We start from the raw sequence: 19,414 nt of genomic DNA, 5'->3' as shown, positions 1-19,414 counted from the left end.
CTCAGTGGCCGACGACGTCGCTGAAGGGCACTGCGGGCAGATCGAGTTCGCCCATCCGCCGGGCGTACAGGCGGTGCCTGCGCCGGGCCTCCCCGTGCTGACCGCTGTCCATCAGGACCGTGCACACCGCCAGGTGTGCGGTTTCGTCGTAGGGGTCCCGGTCCAGTACTCGCAACAGCAGCCGCAGCGCCTGGTCCGGGTCGGAACGCCTGCACAGATCCGCCAGGGTCCGCGCCACGGAGAGGTAGACCGCGCGCACCTCCTCGCGGCGATCGATCAGCCACGGGCTGTCCTGGTCGTGCTCGAGCAGGTCCCCGCCATAATGCGCCTCGGCGGCGGTGAGCAGTTCCACCGCCCGCGTCCGGTCCCCGCGCCGGGCCGCCGCCAGGCCGTGCGTGGCCAGGAGCTCGAACTGGGCCACGTCGATGTCGACCTGCTCGGGATCGATCCGCACCGTACCCGCATTGGCGATCAGCACCGGCGCCTCGTCGCGTCGCTGCTCTCCCGAGGCCAGCACCGTGCGCACCACGCTCAACGCCACCGAGAGCCGGTTCGCGACCGTCTCATAGGCCTGGTCGGGCCAGAGCGCATCGGCCAGCTCCTCCCGGGTGGCGCCCCGGTTGGCGCGCAGCGCCAACAGTTTCAGCAGGTCCCGGGCCTTGCGTGAACCCCATGCGGACATCGGCACCGGCTGCCCGGCGACCTCGATGGTGAACTGCCCGAGCAACCTGATCACGCAACCATCGGCCTCGGAGGCTCCCTGGACGGCCATCGCCGGGAACGGCCCGTGCCGCACGGCACACCCCCAGGCGGCGAGTTGGCGTTCCAGTTCCGCGGCGCGCGCACGCCAGCCGGGCACGGCTCGCCGGCGGGCAATGCCCAGTTCGATGCGGGCCGCCCAGGTGCGCGCATTCAGTTCGTTCCACAGCGCCAACGCGCCCTGCAGGCCCTCGGCGGGGTCCGGGTCGAGCAGGGCGGCCATGGTGGCCGCCTCAGCCAGGACCGAGCGCTCATCGCGAGCGGTGGCGGTCGCCTCGGCCTCGGTGGCGCACTCACGTGCCCCCTCCAGATCACCGGCAGCCAGGGCGACCCAGCCGCGAGCCAGCAGGACCGGCCCCAGGTACATCCCGTCATCGAGGTTCGCGGCCCGGCGGGCCGCCGCCGCGGCCGCCTCCGGGTCACTTCCGGCGATGCACTTGGCGAGCCCCACCAGGATCGCCACTTGGCCCTGCTGATCGTTGGAGGCCTGCGCCAGGCGTACTGCGCGCTCGTAGGAGCCGCGCGCCAGGGTCAACTCGCCCTGCTCGGCGCGGATCTGGGCGAGCAGTTGCAGGGCGTAGGACTCGTACGGGGAGCCGGCCGCAGCGAACCGGTCCCGGGCGATCTCGGCATCGACGATCGCCTCGTCCAACGTTCCCACATGCAACTGGATCTCGGCGCGGTTGCACCGGGCGATTCCGGCGACGTACACCGAGGACTGCCCCTCGGCCAGGTCGATCGCCGCCTCGGTATCGACCAGTGCCGCCGGGTACACGCCTCGTTCCATGTGCAGCGAGCCGCGGTTGGTCAGGATGCGGGCCTCCTGTAACGCGTCCCCGGCTCTTCGGGCGGCAGCCAGCCCCAGGTCGTAGTGCGCCCGGTTCCCCGCGCTGTCGCCGTCGCTGGCCGCGATCAGGGCGCGGGCCGTGTGGGCCAACGCCAACGACCGGTCATCACCGGTGGCGCGTGCCGCGGCGGCGGAGCGGGCGGCGAGTTCGCGGGCCCGGTCCAACTCCCCCCTGCCCCAGCGGCAGGTGGCGGACCACCCGGCAATCTCGGCTTCGACGCGGGGGTCGATAGCCTTCTCGATGTACCGGTCGTACCATTCCAGGGCATCGGCCGACTGGCCGCGCTGGTGTTGGATCAGTCCCCCGACCAGGCCGAACACGGCGGGGTCACCCGGGCCTGCGTCGCCGGCCTCCTCATGCAGATTCATCGCGGCCGGCCAGTCCCCCCGGTAGGCCAGCGCGCGCGCCCCGACCAGCAGGATGTCGGCGGTGCGCAGGGCCGGCGGCACCAGGTCCACCGCGGCACACAGCAGGTCCAGATGACCGGCGTAGCACAACTCCTGGCCGTGCTCGCGAAGGAGTTCGGCGATGGCCCCGCCGCGCCGGGCGGTGACCAGGACACCCAGCCCACGGATCACGTCGCCGGCCCCGACCAGACCGGTCGCCACCCGCTCGACCAAGTGGTGTTCGGAGTCGGCCATCAACCGGTAGGCCGTGACGCTGCGTGCCATCAGCGGGGACAGGGTCACCTCCGGAGCCGGTTCGCTGTACCGCAGCCGGGCCAGGCCACGACGCACCAGGGGCGTCAGCGCCTCCGTGGAGGCCTTTCCCGCACTCAGACCGACGGCACGGCCGTACCCGGCCGCGTCGATCGGGCCGGTCAGGGCAAGAACGGAGAGGGTGGACAGGGTCGGTTCGGGATAGGCCGGGAGCACCACGTTGACCACATAGTTGCCCGCCGTACCTCCGGCGTCGAGAAGGTCGGACAACCGGGCCGAGCGCTCCAGGGGTGGCACCGACTCGAGGCCGTCCAGCACGATCCGGACCATCGCCGGCCAGCCCCCGGTCCCCTCGGCGATCCGGGCGGCCAGGGCGCGGTCCGGCTCCGGATCGGCATCCAGCAGGTACGCCACCGCGTCGGCGTCCAGGGCCAGGTGGGCCGCGCTCAGTTCCAGCACGGTCCCGGCGCCACGGTCGCGGTCATCGACCAGGTCCAGGTCGCACCGGGACAGCACGCAAATCTGGGGACGGGCGGGCCCGGAACGTACCAGACGGTGCAGCAGGTCGTGTCCGGGGGTGCCGATCAGTACGTGGGCGTGGTCGAGCACGATCGGTCCGGAGACCTCCGGTGCCCAGGACCGGGCCACCCAGTGCGCCAGGACGCCGACGTCGGTGGTGTCCGGGGGGTGCCCGCCCTCGGCGCCGGATGACTCGCCGTCCTCATCTCGGTGGGCGAGCCGGGCCAGTTCGCGTGCCAGGCGGGTTGCGTCGCCGTGCTGTGCCCCAAGGGTCAGCCAGCGGGTCCCCGGCGCGCTGGCCCACCGCCCCACGACGGTGGTCTTGCCCCATCCGGGCGCCGCGGTCACCGTGATCAGGGGCCGGCTGGGGCCGCGCAGGCGCAGCAACTGCTCCGCCGGCACCCGGGCAACGAGACCCTGAAGCGCGGGCGGACGATGAGCGCCCCGGGTGGGTGCCACCTCAACCCCCGACGGTTGGTTCAGCACATGTGTGGGTGAGCCTATCGGATCCGGCTGCCGGATCAGGGGTTTTCGGGCACGATCTCCACCGGCTTCGCAGGTGGCGGGGCGACCGATCCGGGTAGGGTCGCTGCCTCAGGTCCAGACGTGGGACCGATACGTGTCAGCCCCGTCGCCAGAGTCAGAGTCGGGACAGTGCGCTTCCCGAGCGGATGCCCGGGGCCGGCTCGGGCTTGCGGTCGGGCCCGGCACCGGACTGCGCCGTCGGTCACACGGCGTCCCGGGCCGCCGCGAATCCGGGCAGGATCTGTTCGGCGACGATCTGCTGCATCACGTCGTGGTGGGCGAACCCGTTCCACGCCGCCGTCAGCGTTGCCGCCTCCAGGTCGGCCAGGTCCCAGCCGGCCTCGGTCACCAGCAGGGTCATCTCCTGGCTCATCGAGGTGCCCGAGACCAGCCGGTTGTCGGTGTTGATGGTCACCGCGAAGCCCAGGTCGCGAAGCGCGGTGATGGGGTGGGCGGCCACCGTCGGGGCGATCCCGGTATGCAGGTTCGATACCGGGCAGGCCTCCAGCGGGATCTGACGGTCCCGCACCCAGTGGGCCACCCGGCCGAGGCGGGCACGCTCGGGGTCGTCGGCGTCGGCGATGTCCTCGATGATGCGCACCCCGTGTCCCAACCTCAGGGTGTGGCACTGCTGGAGTGCCTGCCAGATGCTCTGCACCCCGTCGGCCTCTCCGGCGTGGATGGTGAAGGGGAAGTTGGCCTCCCGCAACGTCTGGAAGGCCCGGGCCTGGCGGGTCGGGGGGAAGCCCAGTTCGGGTCCGGCGATGTCGAACCCGAACGCGCCCCGGTCACGGTTGGCCAGGGCGAGTTCGGCGATCTCATCGGCCCGGTCCTCCTGGCGCATCGCGGTGATCAGGGTTCCCACGTGGATCCGGTGACCCGCGCGCACGGCCTGTTCCACGCCGTAGTCCAATCCGGACTGGACCGCATCGACCACCTCCTGCAGGCTCAGGCCCTGATGCTGGTGCTGCTCGGGTGCGTACCGCTGTTCGGCGTAGACCACACCGTCGGCCGCCAGGTCCAGCACCGCCTCCTTGGCCACCCGGTGCAGCCCTTCGGGGGTCTGCATCACCGCGGTGGTGTGGGCAAAAGTCTCCAGGTAGCGCTCCAGGGACCCTGAGTTGGCCGAGGCGACGAACCACTGTGCCAGGTCCTGAGCGTTCCGGGCGGGCAGATCGTGACCGATGGCTGCGGCCAGGTCCAGCAGCGTCTGCGGGCGCAGCCCGCCATCGAGGTGGTCGTGCAGGACGACCTTGGGCAGGGCGGCTATCTGTTCCGGGCGTAGCGTCATGACACAGCAGCGTAATGGCCAACGTGACCGGGCCATCGGGGCGTGGACGATGGGGAGTTCTCTCCATGGGCGCCTGCGCGATCCTCCGTTAGCCTGGATTCGGAGTAACCGAAGGGATAGAAGCGCCGTGGCACTATTGATCGATTCGCACACCGTGTATCACGTCGCGGGGCTGGCTCAACAGGCCAACGACGATCTTCAGGACGAGATCAAGACCGCGAGTGAACTGGCCAACACCCAGAACGCTTCGCGCTGGACCATCAACACCGAGGCGATGAATTTCGCGGCCAGTTACCGCGACCGGTTGCTGGCGATCCAGGAGAAGATGGACACGCTGGCGGCGAAGGTCGATCAATTCACCTCCGGTCTGACCGAGAGCGAGAAGGCCCTGCTGGGTGTGGACGACGACGTCGAGACCGTGATGGCTCACGCCGGGCGTGATACCGAGCAGATCCACGTCCCCGAGGCCGGCACACCGACCGGGGAGGCCTGATGGGCGCCAACGCCGACGCACTGAAGCGCTACCTGGACGTCAATGACACCAACCGGGACGGCACCTCGACCGACCGGTCGAACCTGTACGGCGGGGCCGGGAGCCTGAGCGCACTGGCCGAGGCCCTGCGCAACGCCGCCGGTGATCCCGGCATGGAAGGGGCGGCCGGTCAGGCGGCCCGGGAGCTGGCTTCGGAGATCGCCTCCGGCGCAGCCGAACTCGCCGGTGAACTCGATGAGGTCGTCACGATCCTCTCCGACGCCCGGGAGGCGGTCCGGGAGGGCTCGGTGTCCTACACGATGCTGCCCAGCGAGGACCTGGATGCGTTCCAGGAGGAGCAGGCGTCCCTGGTCGGCCACCCTGCCCGCGGCAACGTGGAGTTCGAGGACGCCGCCGACATGCGCGCGCACTTCCGGGAGCAGAACGCCAGGGAGCGCGAGGCCGAGGCCAGCCGGGAGATGAACCGGCTGGACGCCATGCTGCGCGACGCCACTGCGCGGATGAGCGGCAACACCGACGGCCCGACGGCGCCCGGCCCGAGCGGGACCAGCGGTGCTGGCGGCACCGGAGGCGCTGCCACCCCCGGATTCTCGATGTCCGGTGGCGGGGGCGGTACCGGACCCGGTGGTTCCGGCGGCGGCGCTCCGGTGGGCACCGGCCCCGGAATCGGCGGCGGTTCATCCGTGGGCACCGGCCCCGGGATCAGCGGCGGTTCATCCGTGGGCACCGGCTCCGGGATCGGCGGCGGCGGACCGGTCCAGGACCTACCGGCCGGGCCCGGCGGTGCCGGCGCCGGCACCGGTCGTGAGCACTGGAACCCCGAGGCCGGCACCGGCCCGATGATCGACACCTCCGTGGATGGTCCCGGCGGAGGCACACTCGTCGGCGGCGCCGGCGCCGGGATCGGTTCCGGTGCGGGTGCGCCCGCGGTGGGCGGTCCCGGTGTGGGCGGCCCCGGTGTGGGTGGTCCCGGGGCAGCGGTGGGCGGCGCGGTGATCGGTGCCGGAGCACGGGGCGGTGTGGGCACCGGAGCGCGCGGAGGCGTCGGCGGCGTGGTCCCCGGTCAGACCGGCCGCGGGGGACCCGGCACGCGTGGTGTCGGTGCACGCGGAGGCGTCGGTGGACCTGGTGCGCGCGGCGCAGGAGGCCCCGGAGCGCGCGGAGGCGTCGGCGGCATGGTGCCCGGTTCGACCGCCCGGGGTGGTCCGGGCGCAGCCGGCCGCGGTGCTGCAGGTGGTCCCGGCCGAGGCGGTGCCGCGGTCGCCCCTGGCAGTTCCCGCGCCGGCGGTGGCGCGGGTGCCGGCGGCGCCGGCCGGGGCGGTGTCGGAGGTGCGTTCGCCGGAAACGGCCAGGGCAGCAAGCGCACACGGCGTAACCACGGCCTGGAACTGGTGGCCGATGATCTCGAGCCCGACGAGATCGCACCGGGTCCCGGTGGCGGCGCCGGAGCCGGAACCCGCGGAGCCGTACCGCAGGTCGATACCGAGGAGTGGAACCTGGACGGCCACTGAGCCCACCGCAGGTTCGGCGCCCGGAGCGGGGTGCCGCTGGCCGCTGGGCTCGGTACCGTGGCAGGCATGACTACGCCATCAGGTCCTGTACCTACCGACCCGTCCTTCAGTGAGCTGTTCCCCCCGGATGCGGCGTTGGAGCACCTCGCCGGGGATTTCACCTGGGCCGAGGGCCCCACCTATGTGGCCAACCGGGAACGGGTGGTCTTCTCCGACGTCCGACAGAACCGCACCTGGGCATGGACCGACTACGGGGTACTGGAGGCTGAGGCAGAGCCGAGCCACCACCAGAACGGGCATTGCACCGATATCGACGGGTTGCTGATCGCCTGCTCCCACGGGGAGCGGGCTCTGGTGCGGCACGAGCACGACGGATCCTGGACCACCCTGGCCGACACGTTCGATGGCAAGCGCCTGAACAGCCCCAACGACGTAGCCCTGCACCCCTTGGACGGCTCATTGTGGTTCACCGATCCCACCTATGGCATCGACAAGCCCGAGGAGGGCTACGGCGGGGAGCAGGAACTGCCCGGACGCTGGGTGTTCCGGCTCGACCGTGACGGCACCCTGACCGCCCCGATCCGGGACCGGGACAAGCCGAACGGCCTGGCCTTCGCCTCCGCGGACCTGCTGTTGCTGGCCGACACCGGTTCCGATGCCGCCACGTTCGGTTATCGCATCGACCCCGACGGCAATGCCACCTACGAACGCGAGTGGTTCCGGGTGGACCCGGGTAAGACCGACGGGCTGCGTCTGGACATCGAGGGACGGATCTGGTCCTCCGCCGCCGACGGGGTGCACGTCCTCACCCCCGACGGGGACACCGAACTGGGCCGTATCCCCACTCCGGAGACCACCGCGAACCTGTGCTTCGGGGGCCCCTTCGGCACCCTGTTGTACATCACCGCGACCTCGAGCCTGTGGCGCATCTCCACCCGCACCCGCGGGCTGGAACTGCAGCGCTGAGCCCTGCCGGTGCCGGCCGGGCCGACCCGTCCGGCACCGTGCTCATTCGGCCTCACGCCACCAGGTGCGCAGATGGCGCCGGAACCCGTGATCGGCCGCGGCCGGGGTGGAGTCGGTGATGGTATCGATGCTCCCGATGTCGCGCGGGAGTGCGCGCACGGCCGGATCGGTGATGGCACCTCGCAGTGCCTGCGTGAACCGGTCGGCCCAGATCACCGGGTAGGGCCGGTCGAAGAAGGACGACGGCGTGGCCCGTACCTGGTCGGTCACGCCGAGCCGGTCATGGGCCGCGGCGAGCGCGAGCAGCACGTCCACCACGGCCCGGTCCTGGTCGGTTCCGCGGGCGTCCAGCGCGGCGCGCATCAGGGTGAGCAGGTCCGCTCCGCCGGCGGTGCGGGCAAGGGCTGTACCCAACCACTTGGCATAGGGCGGGTAGGTGCGCTGTTGCAACAACGCCAGGTGCATACCGCAGCGCACGATGCCGGCGGCGATGACCCCGGCACCCACGTCGTCGTCGGCCTCGCGGGCCCGACCGGTGAGGGCCTCCAGTTGGGCGATGCGCTGCCACCACCCGGCCATGACGGCCAGCCAGATCTGGTCGGGGTAGAACGACAGTTCCGCACGGGCGCGGCTCAACTGGCCCACGTCGTCGCGCAGCACCGGCCCGGCGGTGAACTCCAGCAGGCTCTGGGAGGGGATGCTCATCCAGGTCGCGGGGTCCAGTTCGGCCAGTGAGTCGATGCCGAGCAGGTCCGAGAGCAGGCCCTGCAGCGTGCGCACGCTCACCCCGTGCGGGCGCCGGCGCCCCGCGGTGGTGTGGTGGGTGGCCGGGCCACCGGGAATCTGCTGGCCCGGCAGGTGGTCCACCGCGACCCCGGCGATCACCTCCGGCAGCACCGCCTCGACCGCGTCCAGGACCTGCTCGGCGCGGGTTCGGTGGTCCTGCTCGGACAGCACCAGCACCAGGCGTGGGCCCCAGTCGTGATCGGTGGAACGAGCGGTGTCGTAGCCGAGCACGTCCGAGCCGCGCCCGATCAGGGCGGCGGCGTACCGCAGGTGCGGAAACTCCTGCGTCAGGTCCGGCACGATGACGTCCAGCAGGTGTGCGCTCAACCGGTGTCCGGGCACGAAGGTCATGGCGGCATTGTGGCAGTGCGGTGCAGGCTCTACCGGTGGGAATCCACGAGCGGGATCAGCGTCCAGGCCAGGTGGGTCCAGTTCCCCAGCGCCGGGTGCGGGGTGCGCCGCGCCGCCAGCTCCTCCGGCCGCACCCGGTGGATGTACCCGGTCCCCGGGTCGAAGATGCGCAGCCGGTCCCCGGCTGCGGGAAGTGCCAGCAGCACGTGCCGCGGCACCGCGGTGCGCCACCCACGAGCCGTGTTGCCGCCGGCGTAGAGCGGGACGGGGACACCTGCGGAGGTGGCGGCCACGAGCATGTCGGTGGTGGCGCGCAGCACGGCCGGGTTGTGATCGTCCACGGCCCGGTGGGTGTAGCGCACCCCGGGTACCCGGGCGCCGCGGGCCGCGCCCCAGGGCGGGGTACCCAGCGCCCGGGGCCACGGGAGCCGGCCCGGCCCGGCGCGGGTGAGGATGCGGTGGGTGGCGTCCTGGGCCAGGGCCATCCGGGCCGCCACCGTGGGCGCGGCCAGGCCCGCGGCATCGAGTGTGGCGATCTCCGGCGTAGTTGCGGCGGGCATGCGGCCGTGCTCGAGCCAGGCGGCCAGGTGCGGGTCGATCGCGGCGTTCAGCAGCATGATGGCCGCCGCACCGCAGGTGACGCCGTCGTGCTGACGGGCCACGTGCCCGCCGATGCGCACCAACTCGGGCCCGGAGCGGTTCCCCTCATCGTGCGGGAAGAGGTTCCAGTGCGGCAGCGCCAGCGACGCGGCGCGGGCAGTGAGCAGTCGCTGGGCGAGGTCGAGGTACCGGCCGGTAAACACCGGGCTCAGCACCGTACTCAGGGACAACCCCGGGCGCCCGGAGTCCCGCCGGTGCGCAGGCATCGTGAGCCTCTCCTCACCCGGCGACGAGCCGGTCCAGGATCAGGGGCCGCCCGGGTGGACGGGAGCCCTCCGGGGCGATGACGGCAGCATCCGCAAGGGCTTGCCTGGCGCGGTCGAAACGTTCGGGGGTGTCGCTGTGCAGAGTCATCAGTGGCTCGCCGGCACGAACGGCCCCGCCTGGTTTGGCGTGCATCTGCACCCCGGCGCCGGCCTGGACCGCATCCTCCCGACGGGCCCGGCCGGCACCCAGGCGCCAGGCGGCCACACCCACGGCCAGCGCGTCGAGTTCCACCAGCACCCCGTCGGCGGGGGCGAGGACCACGTCGGTGTCGGTGGCGGTGGGCAGCGGGGCGTCGGGATCGCCACCCTGGGCGGTGATCATCGCCCGCCAGGTGTCCATCGCCCGCCCGTCCGTCAGGGCCGCGGCGACGTCGACGTCCTCCCGGCCCGCCGCGGAGAGCATCTCCCGGGCCAGCGCGACGGTGAGTTCGACCACGTCGGGGGGCCCACCGCCGTCGAGGACCTCCACCGCCTCGCGGACCTCCAGGGCGTTGCCGGCGGTCAGGCCCAGCGGTGTCGACATGTCGGTGAGCAGGGCCCGGGTGGTCACGCCCGCATCGGTGCCCAGATCCACCATGGTGCGGGCCAGTTCCCGGGCGGCGCCGGCGTCCTTCATGAACGCCCCGGACCCCACCTTGACGTCCAGCACCAGGGCGCCGGTTCCCTCGGCGATCTTCTTGCTCATGATCGAGGAGGCGATCAGCGGGATCGACTCCACGGTGCCGGTCACGTCGCGCAGCGCGTAGAGCTTGCGGTCGGCCGGGGCCAGGCCGGAGCCGGCCTGGCAGATCACCGCGCCCACGTGGCGCAGTTGGGCCAGCATCTCCTCGTTGCTCAGGTCCGCCCGCCAACCGGGGATCGACTCGAGTTTGTCCAGGGTGCCACCGGTGTGCCCCAGGCCGCGGCCGGACAGCTGCGGGACCGCCACCCCGAAGGAGGCGACCAGGGGGGCCAGCGGCAGGGTGATCTTGTCCCCGACCCCGCCGGTGGAGTGCTTGTCCGTGGTGGGCACCGGCAGGACGGAGAAGTCCATCCGCTCTCCGGAGTCGATCATCGCCCGGGTCCAGGTGGCGATCTCGGCCCGGCCCATCCCGTTCAGCAGGATCGCCATGTTCAGCGCGGCCATCTGTTCCTCGGCCACCGCCCCACGGGTGTAGGCCTCGATCACCCAGCGGATCTGCTCCTCGCTGAGGGCCTCGCCGTCGCGCTTGGTGCGGATGATGTCGACGGCGTCGAAGGCTTCGCTGCTCATGACCCGATGGTAATGCTCCCCCGCGCGCCGGCCCGGACGGCGGATCGGGGTGCTCAGGGCAGGTGGTCCGGACCGAAGGCGTCGGGCAGCACCTGGCTCATCGGGCGGATGCCGGAGGGGGTGTCCACCAGCAACCCGGCTCCGCCGTGTTCCCAGAGGAGTTGCCGGCAGCGCCCGCAGGGCATCAGCAATTGCCCCTCGCCACCGGCGCAGGTGAAGGCCACCAGGCGCCCCCCGCCGCCGGTGACCAGCGCGGAGACCAGCGAGCACTCCGCGCACAGGGTCACCCCGTAGGCGGCGTTCTCCACGTTGCACCCCACCAGCACCCGGCCGTCACTCGTCCGCGCGGCGGCGCCGACGCGCAGGCCCGAGTAGGGGGCGTAGGCGCGCTGCGCCACCTCCCGGGCCGCCGCCCGCAGTCCGTGCCAATCGATCGTGCTCATCGGCCCAGCCTCCTACATCGCGCTCGGTCCTGCTTCCCCGGGCCTCTCATGAGGGCGGGTACGGCTTGCCCTCCGCCGCGGGCGGGCGCACCCGGCCCACCAGTCCGGCCACGGCGAAGATGGTGGCCAGGTAGGGCAGCATCGCCAGCAGTTCGGTCGGCACCGGGGAGGAGATGTTCACCAACATCCGGTTCAGGGAGTCGGCGAAGCCGAACAGCAACGCTGCGGCCAGGGCACCGGCGGGCTTCCACCGGCCCAGGATCATCGCGGCCAGGGCGATGTAACCGCGACCGGCGGTAATGTTCTCCAGGAACGCCAGGCCCGCTGAGACCAGCGCGGCACCACCGAAGCCGGCCACCGCGGAGCCGAACACCACATTGCGGTACCGGGTCCGGTTCACGTTGATGCCCATGGTATCGGCCGCTCTCGGGTGCTCGCCCACCGAGCGCATCCGCAGGCCCCAACGGCTGCGGAAGATCATGAACTGCAACCCGATCACGGTGGCGAACATGGCGTAGACGATCACGTTGTGGTTGAACAGTGCCGGGCCCACCACCGGGATGTCGGCCAGCAGCGGGATCCGGATCGGGGTCAACCGGGGCGGGTCGTTCATGGTGTTGGAGTTGTCCCGCACCACCGAGTGCAGCAGGTACGTGGTCACCCCCAGCACCAGCACGTTCAGCACCACACCGACGATGATCTGGTCCACCCGGTACCGGATGGAGAACACCGCCAGCAGCAAACCCACCAGCGCCCCGCCGATCGGTGCGGCGATCAGGGCGTAGTAGAAGTTGCCCGCCATGCTCGCCACGATCGCGGCCATGAAGGCCCCCATCAGCAGTTGGCCCTCGATGGCGATGTTGATGATGCCGGAGCGTTCGCACAGCACACCCGCCATCGCGCCGAACGCGAACGGGAGCGTGGCCGTGATCGTGGTGGCGAGCAGGAAGGACAGCGTGAGGCCACGGGCGTTGCCGGCCACCGCCCAGGTCAGGAAGGCCGCCAGCATCACCACACCGAAGGAGATCGGGATCGCCAGCGGAACCGTGCGCCGCGTCGAGGTGTACCAGTAGGCCAGCGCGGTCAGGATCAGCGCGATGGCCACCAGCACCAGGACCGTCAGCCGGGAGGGCAGCACCAGGGGTGGCGGGTCGAACGGGATCCCGCCGCCGCCGAGGTTGAAACGTGACTCACGCCCGGCCGAGGTGAACAGTCCGAAGGCGAGCAGGCCTACGATCGCCACGGCAGCCATCAGCACCGGGGTGCGCCAGGAGATCTTCCCGACCGCGGGGTCCGCCGCGGCCACTGCCGGGTCGTGGAAGTGTGTCGCGGCGCTCATACCAGGGCTCCCTCGCGGCGCCGGTTCTCACCGTGCGGCTGCGGCAACCGGAACATCGAACGCACCAGCGGCGGCGCGGCGATCATCAGCACGATGGTGGCCTGCAGGATCAGGATCAGGTCCACCGGCGTGTGCGAGTTGACCTGCATCAGGGGCAGACCTGCGCGCATCGCCCCGAAGAGCAGCGAGGCCAGCAGCACCCCCACCGGCCGGGATCGTCCGAGCAGCGCCACCGTGATCGCATCGAAGCCGATGTTTCCTGCGGTGGTCTCCCGCAGGGTCCGGGTGGGGCCGAGGATCTGACTGGCACCGGCCAGCCCGGCGAGCAGGCCGGCGCTGACCATGACCATCACGAACGTGAGGTTGACGTTGATCCCCGCAGTGCGGGCGGCGTCCATGTTCGCTCCCACCGCCCGGAACTTGAAGCCGATCGTGGAACGCTCCATCAGCCACCACACCGCCGCCACCGCGGCCAGGGCAAGCAGGAACCCCAGGTGCAGGTTGAACCCGGAGCCGAGCAACAGCGGAAATGCCGAGTTCGACGACACCGGCGGTGCGATCGGGTTCGGGCCCGGGGCGAAGTACTCCTGATCGAGTAGGTACCGCACCAGCCACAGGCTGATCCAGTTCAGCATGATCGTGGTGATCACTTCGTTCGCGCCGGTGCGGGCCTTGAGGAACCCGGCGATCCCGGCCCACAGCCCGCCGATCACAGCGGCGGCCAGCACCGCGGCCACCAGGTGCACCACGGGTGGCATCGGCAGGGCGAAGCCGACGTAGGCGGCCGCAGCGGCGCCGGCGAGCACCTGCCCCTGGGCGCCGATATTGAACATCCCGGCGCGGAAGGCGATGCCCAGCCCGAGGCCGGCGAAGATGAGCGGCGTTGCGGCCACGAACGTCTCGGTGACCGGCCGCAGCGCCCTGCTGACCGAACCGGCCCGGTAGTCGAAGACGGCGCCACGGAACAGTGCCGTGTAGGTATCCACGATCGCACCCCAGGCCGCGGAGAAGGTGTCGCCGGGCCGGTCGAAGAAGTACACCGCGGAACTACGAACGTCCGGATCGGCGTACATCACCAGGACCGCGGAGACCACCAGCGCGGCCACGATGGCCAGCAGCACGGTGACCCAGCTGGCGGAGAGGATCTCCCGCAGCACCCCGCGCATATCGCTGCCCTGCTCACCCCGGTCCGGGCCGGCCCCTGCGGATTCGGTGCGTCGCTCAGACATCGCGCACCTGCCCCTGCTGGGTGCCGTCCCCGTTGCCGCGGTCGCCCCTGGTCGGATCAGCACTGCCGCCCTCATGCATGACGGCCTCTCCGGGATCCCGGTCGCGCGGATCATCACCGGGCGGGCCCTGGCCGGGCTCACCGGGTCGGGAACCGACGGGCACGTGCGCCACTGCCACGGGATCCCCGGTGATCTCCTCGGCCTGGCCGGCGGTGTCGGCGACGTGCATCCGGGTGTGCTCAGCGGCGGCCCGCTCCTCGGCCTCCTGTGGTGCCACCCCGGCCATCATCAGCCCGAGTACGTCCCGGTCGGTGTCGCCGTCGACCACCCCGACCACACGGCCGCGGTACATCACCGCGATCCGGTCCGCCACCGCCATCACCTCATCCAGTTCGGTGGACACGATGAGCACCGGGGTGCCCGCGTCGCGTTCGGCGATGATGCGCCCGTGCACGAACTCGATCGAGCCCACGTCCAGGCCGCGGGTGGGCTGGGAGGCGACCAGCACCCGCAAGGGGCGCGACATCTCCCGGGCCAGCACCACTTTCTGCTGGTTGCCACCGGACAGGGTCGCGACCGGGGCGTGGATGCTGGAGGTGCGCACGTCGAACGCCTCGACCTGGCGCCGGGCGTTGTCGGTAATCGCGCCCTGGTCCATGCTCCACCCGCGCGCGAACGGGGCCTGGTCGTGCAGGTCCAGGATCAGGTTCTCCGCGATCGTGAAGGGTCCGACCAGGCCATCGGTGGAGCGGTCCTCGGGGACGTACCCCACGCCGGCGCGGAGCACCTCCTGCACGCTACGTCCCAGCAGTTCCTGCCCGTCCAGGTCGACCGAACCGCCGGTCGCCTCGCGCAGCCCCAGGATCGCCTCGACCAACTCGGACTGGCCGTTGCCCTGCACCCCGGCGATCGCCAGCACCTCTCCGCCGTGGGCCTGCAGGTTCACCGCGTCCACCACCTGGCTCCCGTCCGCGTCGCGCACGGTCAGATCCTTGATGGTCAAGGTGTGCTCGGTGCGGCGGGCGGGTTCGCGATCGACCCGCAGGTTCACCTCCCGTCCCACCATCAGGGCGGCCAGGGTTGCCTCGGAGTCCGCCGGCGATGCGTCCCCGACCACCTTTCCGCGCCGGATCACGCTGATCTGGTCCGCGATCGCCCGGACCTCCCGCAACTTGTGGGTGATGAACACGATCGTGGTACCGGTGTCACTGAGCTGCTGCATGATCTCGATCAGCTCATCGGTCTCCTGCGGGGTCAGCACCGCCGTGGGTTCATCGAGGATGAGCACCCGGGCGTCGCGGGACAGCGCCTTGATGATCTCTACCCGCTGCTGCGCACCGACGCTCAGGTCCTCCACGCGCGCGTCGGGGTCGACCTCGAACCCGAAGCGTTCGGAGATCTCCTGCACGATGCGGCGGGCCTGGTCCAGGTCGATCACGCCCAGCGGCCCGGTGGGTTCGTGGCCCAGCACCACATTCTCGGCCACCGTGAAGACCGGCACCAGCATGAAGTGCTGGTGCACCATGCCGATGCCCGCGGCCATCGCCCCGCCGGGGCCCGCGAAGGAAACCGGTTCGCCGTCGACCACGATCTGCCCGGCATCGGGGGTGTACAGGCCGTACAGCACGTTCATCAACGTGGACTTGCCGGCACCGTTCTCACCCAGCAGGGCGTGGATCTGCCCGGCTTCGAAGGTCAGATCGATGGCGTCATTGGCCAGCAGCGAGCCGAAGCGTTTGGTGATCCCGCGCAGTTCGAGCCGCACCCGTGCTCCCTTCGGTCCTGCCCGCACTGTAGCGGGGTGGACGACGGCGACCCGGGCCCTTCGCAGCCCGGGTCGCCGTGGTCGTCGACGTCAGCCGATCTCGACCGCGCTGGGGGAGTCCACCTGCAGTTCACCGCTGATGATCTGCTCGCGCAACTCATCGATCTCGGACTTGAGCTCGTCGGGGACCTGGTCCTCGAACTCGTGGTAGGGGGCGATATCCACCCCACCGTTCTCCAAGGTGCCCACGTAGGGGGTCGGGTCGAACTCGCCGGCCGCAGCGGCCTCGATGGTGTCGAAGACGGAGTTGCCGATCATCTTCAGCACCGAGGTCAGGATGTACTGGCCGTAGGCCTCGTTGTCGGGCTGTTCGTATCCGTCGGCGTCCACCCAGATCACCATGATGCCCTCGTGCTCGTCCGCGGCGCGCAGCGAGCCCGAGCCCACCGGCCCGGCCACCGGCAGAATCACGTCGGCGCCGTCGGAGATGAACTGCTGGGTGGTGTTGTAGCCGTTCTCCGGGTTCTCGAAGTCACCGGTCATGGAGCCGTTCTGAGACTCCTTGTCCCAGCCCAGCACCTCCACGTCGGTGCCGTGGGTGTCGTTGTAGCCGGCGACGCCGTCGACGAAGCCGTCCATGAAGATCGTCACCGACGGGAACGGGCGCCCGCCGTAGGTGCCCACGGTGCCGGTCTCGGTCATCCCGGCGGCCAGGTAGCCGGCCAGGTAGGCGGCCTCGTGGGTGTTGAACAGCACCGGCTTGGCGTTGGGCAGGTCCACCGGGTTGCCCTCGTCGTCGCTGAACGCGGAGTCGATCAGGGCGAAGTTGAGGTCCTCGTTGGTCTCGGCGCCGGCCTGGATGTCGTCCTCGAGGGCGAACCCGACACCGAAGGTCAGGTCGCAGCCCTCCTGGACCATCGCGTCAACGTTGCCCGCGTACTGGGCCGGGTCGGTGGACTCGGCGTCCTGGATCGACACACCCAGTTCCGCGGCGGCCCGGGTCAGGCCCTCGTACCCGGACTCGTTGAACGAGGCGTCGTGCCAACCGCCCTCGTCGGAGATCATGCAGGCCATGAAATCCTGGTCGATACCCTCGGCACCGGTGTCACCGGCGGGGTCCTCATCCTCCGGGGCGGCGCCGCAGGCGGCGAGGACGAGCGCGGCAGCAGCCAGGCCGGCCGTGGCGTAGATGGGCTTCTTCACGATGGACTCCTGTGGGGGTGGACAGGCCGGGGGGCATGTGGCGTCGGTGCCGTCGCCAGGGATGCGGCGACCGGCCCGATGGTAGACCCGAAACGGGGTGGCGCAGGCGGGTTCGGGTCATACCGGGTGCGGTTGTTATCCAACTGGTACCTCCACCGGCAGGCACTGGCACCGCTATGGGGCCCGGGCCGCGGTTCTCAGCGTTCCCGGCCGGCCCGGGCAGCGGCCTGGGTCAACAACCGCACCCCCACCCCGATCGCGTCCTCGTCGAAGATCACATCGGGACGGTGCAGATCGTAGGTGCGTCCGCCCGGGGTCCGGGTGCCGAGGCGGGCCATCGCACCCTTGATCTCGGTCAGGTACCAGGCGAAGTCCTCCCCGCCCAGGGACTGCTCGGTCAGTTGCAGCGAGTCCGGGCCCAGCGCGGTCCGGGCGCTGTCGTCGAGGAACCGGACCGACTTCTCGTCGTTGTCCACCGGCGGCACCCCGCGCACGATCTGGACGTCCACCTCCACCCCGGTCGGTGCCACCACCTGCTTGGCCACATCGACCAGGATCTCCTGGGCGTACGCCCACGCCCGGGCGTCCAGGCAGCGCAGCGTCCCGGTGACGCTGCCCACCGAGGGGATCGCGTTGGGGGCGTTGCCGGCCCGCACCGCACCCCAGGTCAGGTTGACCCCCGAGCGCGGGTCGATCCGGCGGGTGAGCATCGCCGGGACGGCGGTGATCACGTGGCCGAGGGCGGCCACCAGGTCGCCGGCCAGGTGCGGGCGGGAGGTGTGCCCACCCGTGGAGGACAGGGTCACCGTGACGGTGTCGGAGGCGGAGGTGATCGGTCCGATCCGGGTCCCCACCTGGCCGACGTCGAACTTGGGGTCGCAGTGCAGGGCGAAGATCGCCTCGACCCCCTCGAGCCCCCCGGCCCGCATCACATCCAGGGCGCCCCCGGGTTGAACCTCCTCGGCGGGCTGGAAGATCAGGCGGACATCGCTGTGCAGTTCACCCTCGGCAGCCAGTTCGGCCAGCACCAGCCCGGCGCCGAGCACCACGGCGGTGTGCATGTCGTGGCCGCAGGCGTGGGCCACACCGCGCACGGTGGAGGCGAACCCGAGTCCGGAGACCTCCGTCAGCGGCAGCGCGTCCAGGTCGGCGCGCAGGGCCACCATGCCCCGGGAGGGACCCTCGGCCCGGGCCCTGATGTCACAGATCAGCCCGGTCCCCTCCAACCGGCGGACCGTCAGCCCGGCAGCCTCCAGCCGGGTGGCCACCCGGTCGGTGGTGCGGTGCTCGGCGCGGGAGAGTTCGGGGTGGGCGTGCAGATCGCGGCGGAACGCCACCAGTTCGTCGTTGAGGTCGGCCGCCCGCGCGCGCACGCGTTCGGCCAGGGCCGCAGCCGCCGGGGAAGGGGAAACCACGACGTCGAGGGTACCTGCCCGGGCCGGCGCGTTCAGAGCAGGTGGTCCGCGCCGGGCCGCGCCAGTGCCGCGACCGCGTCCTTGACCCGCTGCGCGTGCGCGGCCGTGGTGACCAGAATCGCATCCGGGGTGTCGACCACCACCGCATCGGGCACCCCGACCAGCACCACCGTACGTCCGCTGCCGGGCACCACCATGCCACCGGGGGCATCCAGGGCGAGCACCCGGTCGGCGTCACCGAGCACCCGCACCGCGGCGTCGTCACCGGCCGGGCCCAGAACCGCCCGGATAGACGCCCAGTCCCCCACGTCGTCCCAGCCGAAACTCGCCGGAACCACTGCTACCCCGCCACGGGCGGCCACCGGCTCGGCGATCGCGTGGTCGATGCTGATCGCGCGGAGCCCGGCCCAGTGCCTCGCCAGCACCTGCTCACGCTCCGGGCCGTCCCAGGCGGCCGCGATCGCGTCCAGGCCGGCAGCCAGGTCCGGATGGTGCCGCGCCAGGTGATCAAGCAGTACCCGCGCCGCCACCACGAACATCCCGGCGTTCCACCGGTACCGGCCGGTGGCCAGGTACGCGGCCGCGGTGTCGCCGTCGGGCTTCTCGGTGAACGCCTGCACCCGGTGCACGGGCAACCCCGCCCGCACCTGCGTCAGTTCCGCACCGGCTTCGATGTAACCGAAGGCGGTCGAGGGGCTGGAGGCCTCGACCCCGATGGTGGCCACGTACCCCGCAGCGGCGGCGGCCTCGGCGGCGCCGACCGCCTCGGCGAAGGCGTCCTCGTCGGTGATGACGTGATCGGCCGCGAAGGATCCCACGATCACGTCCTCGCCGCCGTGCCGGCGCGCGAGCACCGCTGCGGCCAGGCCGATCGCGGCCATGGAGTCACGGGGGGCGGGTTCGGCCAGCACCGCTTCGGCGGGTAACTGTGGGAGTTGGTCCCGTACCACCTGGGCGTGCCGGGCGCCGGTGACCACCGTGACCGAGCGGGCCAGCGGCGTCATCCGGTCGATGGTGGCCTGCAGCAGGCTGCGTCCGGTGCCGGTGAGGTCGTGCAGGAACTTCGGGTGGTCCCGGCGCGACAGCGGCCACAGCCGGGTGCCGGCCCCACCGGCGGGAATGATCGCGTGCATG

General features: G+C 71.5%; 15 protein-coding genes. 3 read left to right on the top strand and 12 right to left on the bottom strand.

The features are described 5' to 3' along the window. Position 1 precedes the first annotated feature (1 nt). Positions 2-3,187 (bottom strand): BTAD domain-containing putative transcriptional regulator, encoded by a 3,186-nt coding sequence (locus tag ACO0LU_RS03035; RefSeq protein WP_424789942.1) that lies wholly within the window; start codon positions 3,185-3,187, stop codon positions 2-4. Between the two features lie 325 nt (positions 3,188-3,512). Continuing rightward, positions 3,513-4,601, bottom strand: coding sequence for an adenosine deaminase (locus ACO0LU_RS03030; RefSeq protein ID WP_424789941.1), 1,089 nt, complete (start codon positions 4,599-4,601; stop codon positions 3,513-3,515). A gap of 127 nt (positions 4,602-4,728) precedes the next feature. On the opposite strand from ACO0LU_RS03030, the gene ACO0LU_RS03025 reads away from it, so the two are divergent. The 3 genes from ACO0LU_RS03025 to ACO0LU_RS03015 all read left to right on the top strand — a co-directional run bounded on the left by ACO0LU_RS03025 (position 4,729) and on the right by ACO0LU_RS03015 (position 7,571). Next, complete coding sequence (locus ACO0LU_RS03025) at positions 4,729-5,094, top strand: hypothetical protein (protein WP_424789940.1); 366 nt, start codon at positions 4,729-4,731, stop codon at positions 5,092-5,094. Next, positions 5,094-6,605 carry a hypothetical protein gene (locus ACO0LU_RS03020; protein ID WP_424789939.1) on the top strand — a complete coding sequence of 504 codons (1,512 nt, stop codon included), beginning with the start codon at positions 5,094-5,096 and terminating at the stop codon, positions 6,603-6,605. The genes ACO0LU_RS03025 and ACO0LU_RS03020 overlap by 1 nt, the downstream gene beginning before the upstream one ends. 66 nt (positions 6,606-6,671) lie before the next feature. Next, positions 6,672-7,571 carry an SMP-30/gluconolactonase/LRE family protein gene (locus ACO0LU_RS03015; protein WP_424789938.1) on the top strand — a complete coding sequence of 300 codons (900 nt, stop codon included), beginning with the start codon at positions 6,672-6,674 and terminating at the stop codon, positions 7,569-7,571. Positions 7,572-7,613: 42 nt separating this feature from the next. On the opposite strand, the gene ACO0LU_RS03010 is transcribed toward ACO0LU_RS03015, so the two are convergent. The 10 genes from ACO0LU_RS03010 to ACO0LU_RS02965 all read right to left on the bottom strand — a co-directional run bounded on the left by ACO0LU_RS03010 (position 7,614) and on the right by ACO0LU_RS02965 (position 19,413). Continuing rightward, entirely contained in the window at positions 7,614-8,708 is a 1,095-nt protein-coding gene (locus tag ACO0LU_RS03010; RefSeq protein WP_424789937.1) for a DUF4037 domain-containing protein, read from the bottom strand. Positions 8,709-8,737: 29 nt separating this feature from the next. Beyond that, the gene (locus tag ACO0LU_RS03005) at positions 8,738-9,574 is read right to left on the bottom strand and encodes a hypothetical protein (protein WP_424789936.1); all 837 of its coding nucleotides are present in this window, start codon (positions 9,572-9,574) and stop codon (positions 8,738-8,740) included. Positions 9,575-9,587: 13 nt separating this feature from the next. Continuing rightward, entirely contained in the window at positions 9,588-10,886 is a 1,299-nt protein-coding gene (locus tag ACO0LU_RS03000; protein WP_424789935.1) for a thymidine phosphorylase, read from the bottom strand. A gap of 53 nt (positions 10,887-10,939) precedes the next feature. Continuing rightward, positions 10,940-11,329: a cytidine deaminase gene (locus ACO0LU_RS02995; RefSeq protein WP_424789934.1), complete on the bottom strand. Its 390-nt coding sequence runs from the start codon at positions 11,327-11,329 to the stop codon at positions 10,940-10,942. Between the two features lie 46 nt (positions 11,330-11,375). Beyond that, positions 11,376-12,668, bottom strand: a complete 1,293-nt coding sequence (locus tag ACO0LU_RS02990; RefSeq protein ID WP_424789933.1) for an ABC transporter permease — start codon at positions 12,666-12,668, stop codon at positions 11,376-11,378. Then, entirely contained in the window at positions 12,665-13,897 is a 1,233-nt protein-coding gene (locus ACO0LU_RS02985; RefSeq protein WP_424789932.1) for an ABC transporter permease, read from the bottom strand. Before ACO0LU_RS02985 ends, ACO0LU_RS02990 begins: the two co-directional genes overlap by 4 nt. Continuing rightward, positions 13,890-15,662, bottom strand: a complete 1,773-nt coding sequence (locus ACO0LU_RS02980; protein WP_424789931.1) for an ABC transporter ATP-binding protein — start codon at positions 15,660-15,662, stop codon at positions 13,890-13,892. The genes ACO0LU_RS02985 and ACO0LU_RS02980 overlap by 8 nt, the downstream gene beginning before the upstream one ends. 90 nt (positions 15,663-15,752) lie before the next feature. Beyond that, positions 15,753-16,865 (bottom strand): BMP family lipoprotein, encoded by a 1,113-nt coding sequence (locus tag ACO0LU_RS02975; RefSeq protein ID WP_424789930.1) that lies wholly within the window; start codon positions 16,863-16,865, stop codon positions 15,753-15,755. Positions 16,866-17,062: 197 nt separating this feature from the next. Next, on the bottom strand, positions 17,063-18,280 hold the full coding sequence (locus tag ACO0LU_RS02970) for an amidohydrolase (protein WP_424789929.1): 1,218 nt from the start codon (positions 18,278-18,280) through the stop codon (positions 17,063-17,065). 32 nt (positions 18,281-18,312) lie between these two features. Beyond that, entirely contained in the window at positions 18,313-19,413 is a 1,101-nt protein-coding gene (locus tag ACO0LU_RS02965) for a mannose-1-phosphate guanylyltransferase (protein WP_424789928.1), read from the bottom strand. Position 19,414: the final 1 nt, after the last annotated feature.

It is taken from the genome of Pseudactinotalea sp. Z1748, from assembly GCF_049725185.1.
In the GTDB taxonomy this organism is placed as follows: Bacteria; Actinomycetota; Actinomycetes; order Actinomycetales; family Beutenbergiaceae; genus CALKWS01.
Note: the sequence above shows the minus strand (reverse complement) of the source record. Positions and strands in the feature narration are given on the sequence as shown.

What these genes read in the sequence shown, in the direction of transcription:
- ACO0LU_RS03030 (WP_424789941.1), bottom strand. Translation starts at nt 4,601, where the DNA reads ATGACGCTACGCCCGGAACAGATAGCCGCCCTGCCCAAGGTCGTCCTG.
- ACO0LU_RS03020 (WP_424789939.1), top strand. Translation starts at nt 5,094, where the DNA reads ATGGGCGCCAACGCCGACGCACTGAAGCGCTACCTGGACGTCAATGAC.
- ACO0LU_RS03015 (WP_424789938.1), top strand. Translation starts at nt 6,672, where the DNA reads ATGACTACGCCATCAGGTCCTGTACCTACCGACCCGTCCTTCAGTGAG.
- ACO0LU_RS03010 (WP_424789937.1), bottom strand. Translation starts at nt 8,708, where the DNA reads ATGACCTTCGTGCCCGGACACCGGTTGAGCGCACACCTGCTGGACGTC.
- ACO0LU_RS03005 (WP_424789936.1), bottom strand. Translation starts at nt 9,574, where the DNA reads ATGCCTGCGCACCGGCGGGACTCCGGGCGCCCGGGGTTGTCCCTGAGT.
- ACO0LU_RS03000 (WP_424789935.1), bottom strand. Translation starts at nt 10,886, where the DNA reads ATGAGCAGCGAAGCCTTCGACGCCGTCGACATCATCCGCACCAAGCGC.
- ACO0LU_RS02995 (WP_424789934.1), bottom strand. Translation starts at nt 11,329, where the DNA reads ATGAGCACGATCGATTGGCACGGACTGCGGGCGGCGGCCCGGGAGGTG.
- ACO0LU_RS02990 (WP_424789933.1), bottom strand. Translation starts at nt 12,668, where the DNA reads ATGAGCGCCGCGACACACTTCCACGACCCGGCAGTGGCCGCGGCGGAC.
- ACO0LU_RS02985 (WP_424789932.1), bottom strand. Translation starts at nt 13,897, where the DNA reads ATGTCTGAGCGACGCACCGAATCCGCAGGGGCCGGCCCGGACCGGGGT.
- ACO0LU_RS02965 (WP_424789928.1), bottom strand. Translation starts at nt 19,413, where the DNA reads ATGCACGCGATCATTCCCGCCGGTGGGGCCGGCACCCGGCTGTGGCCG.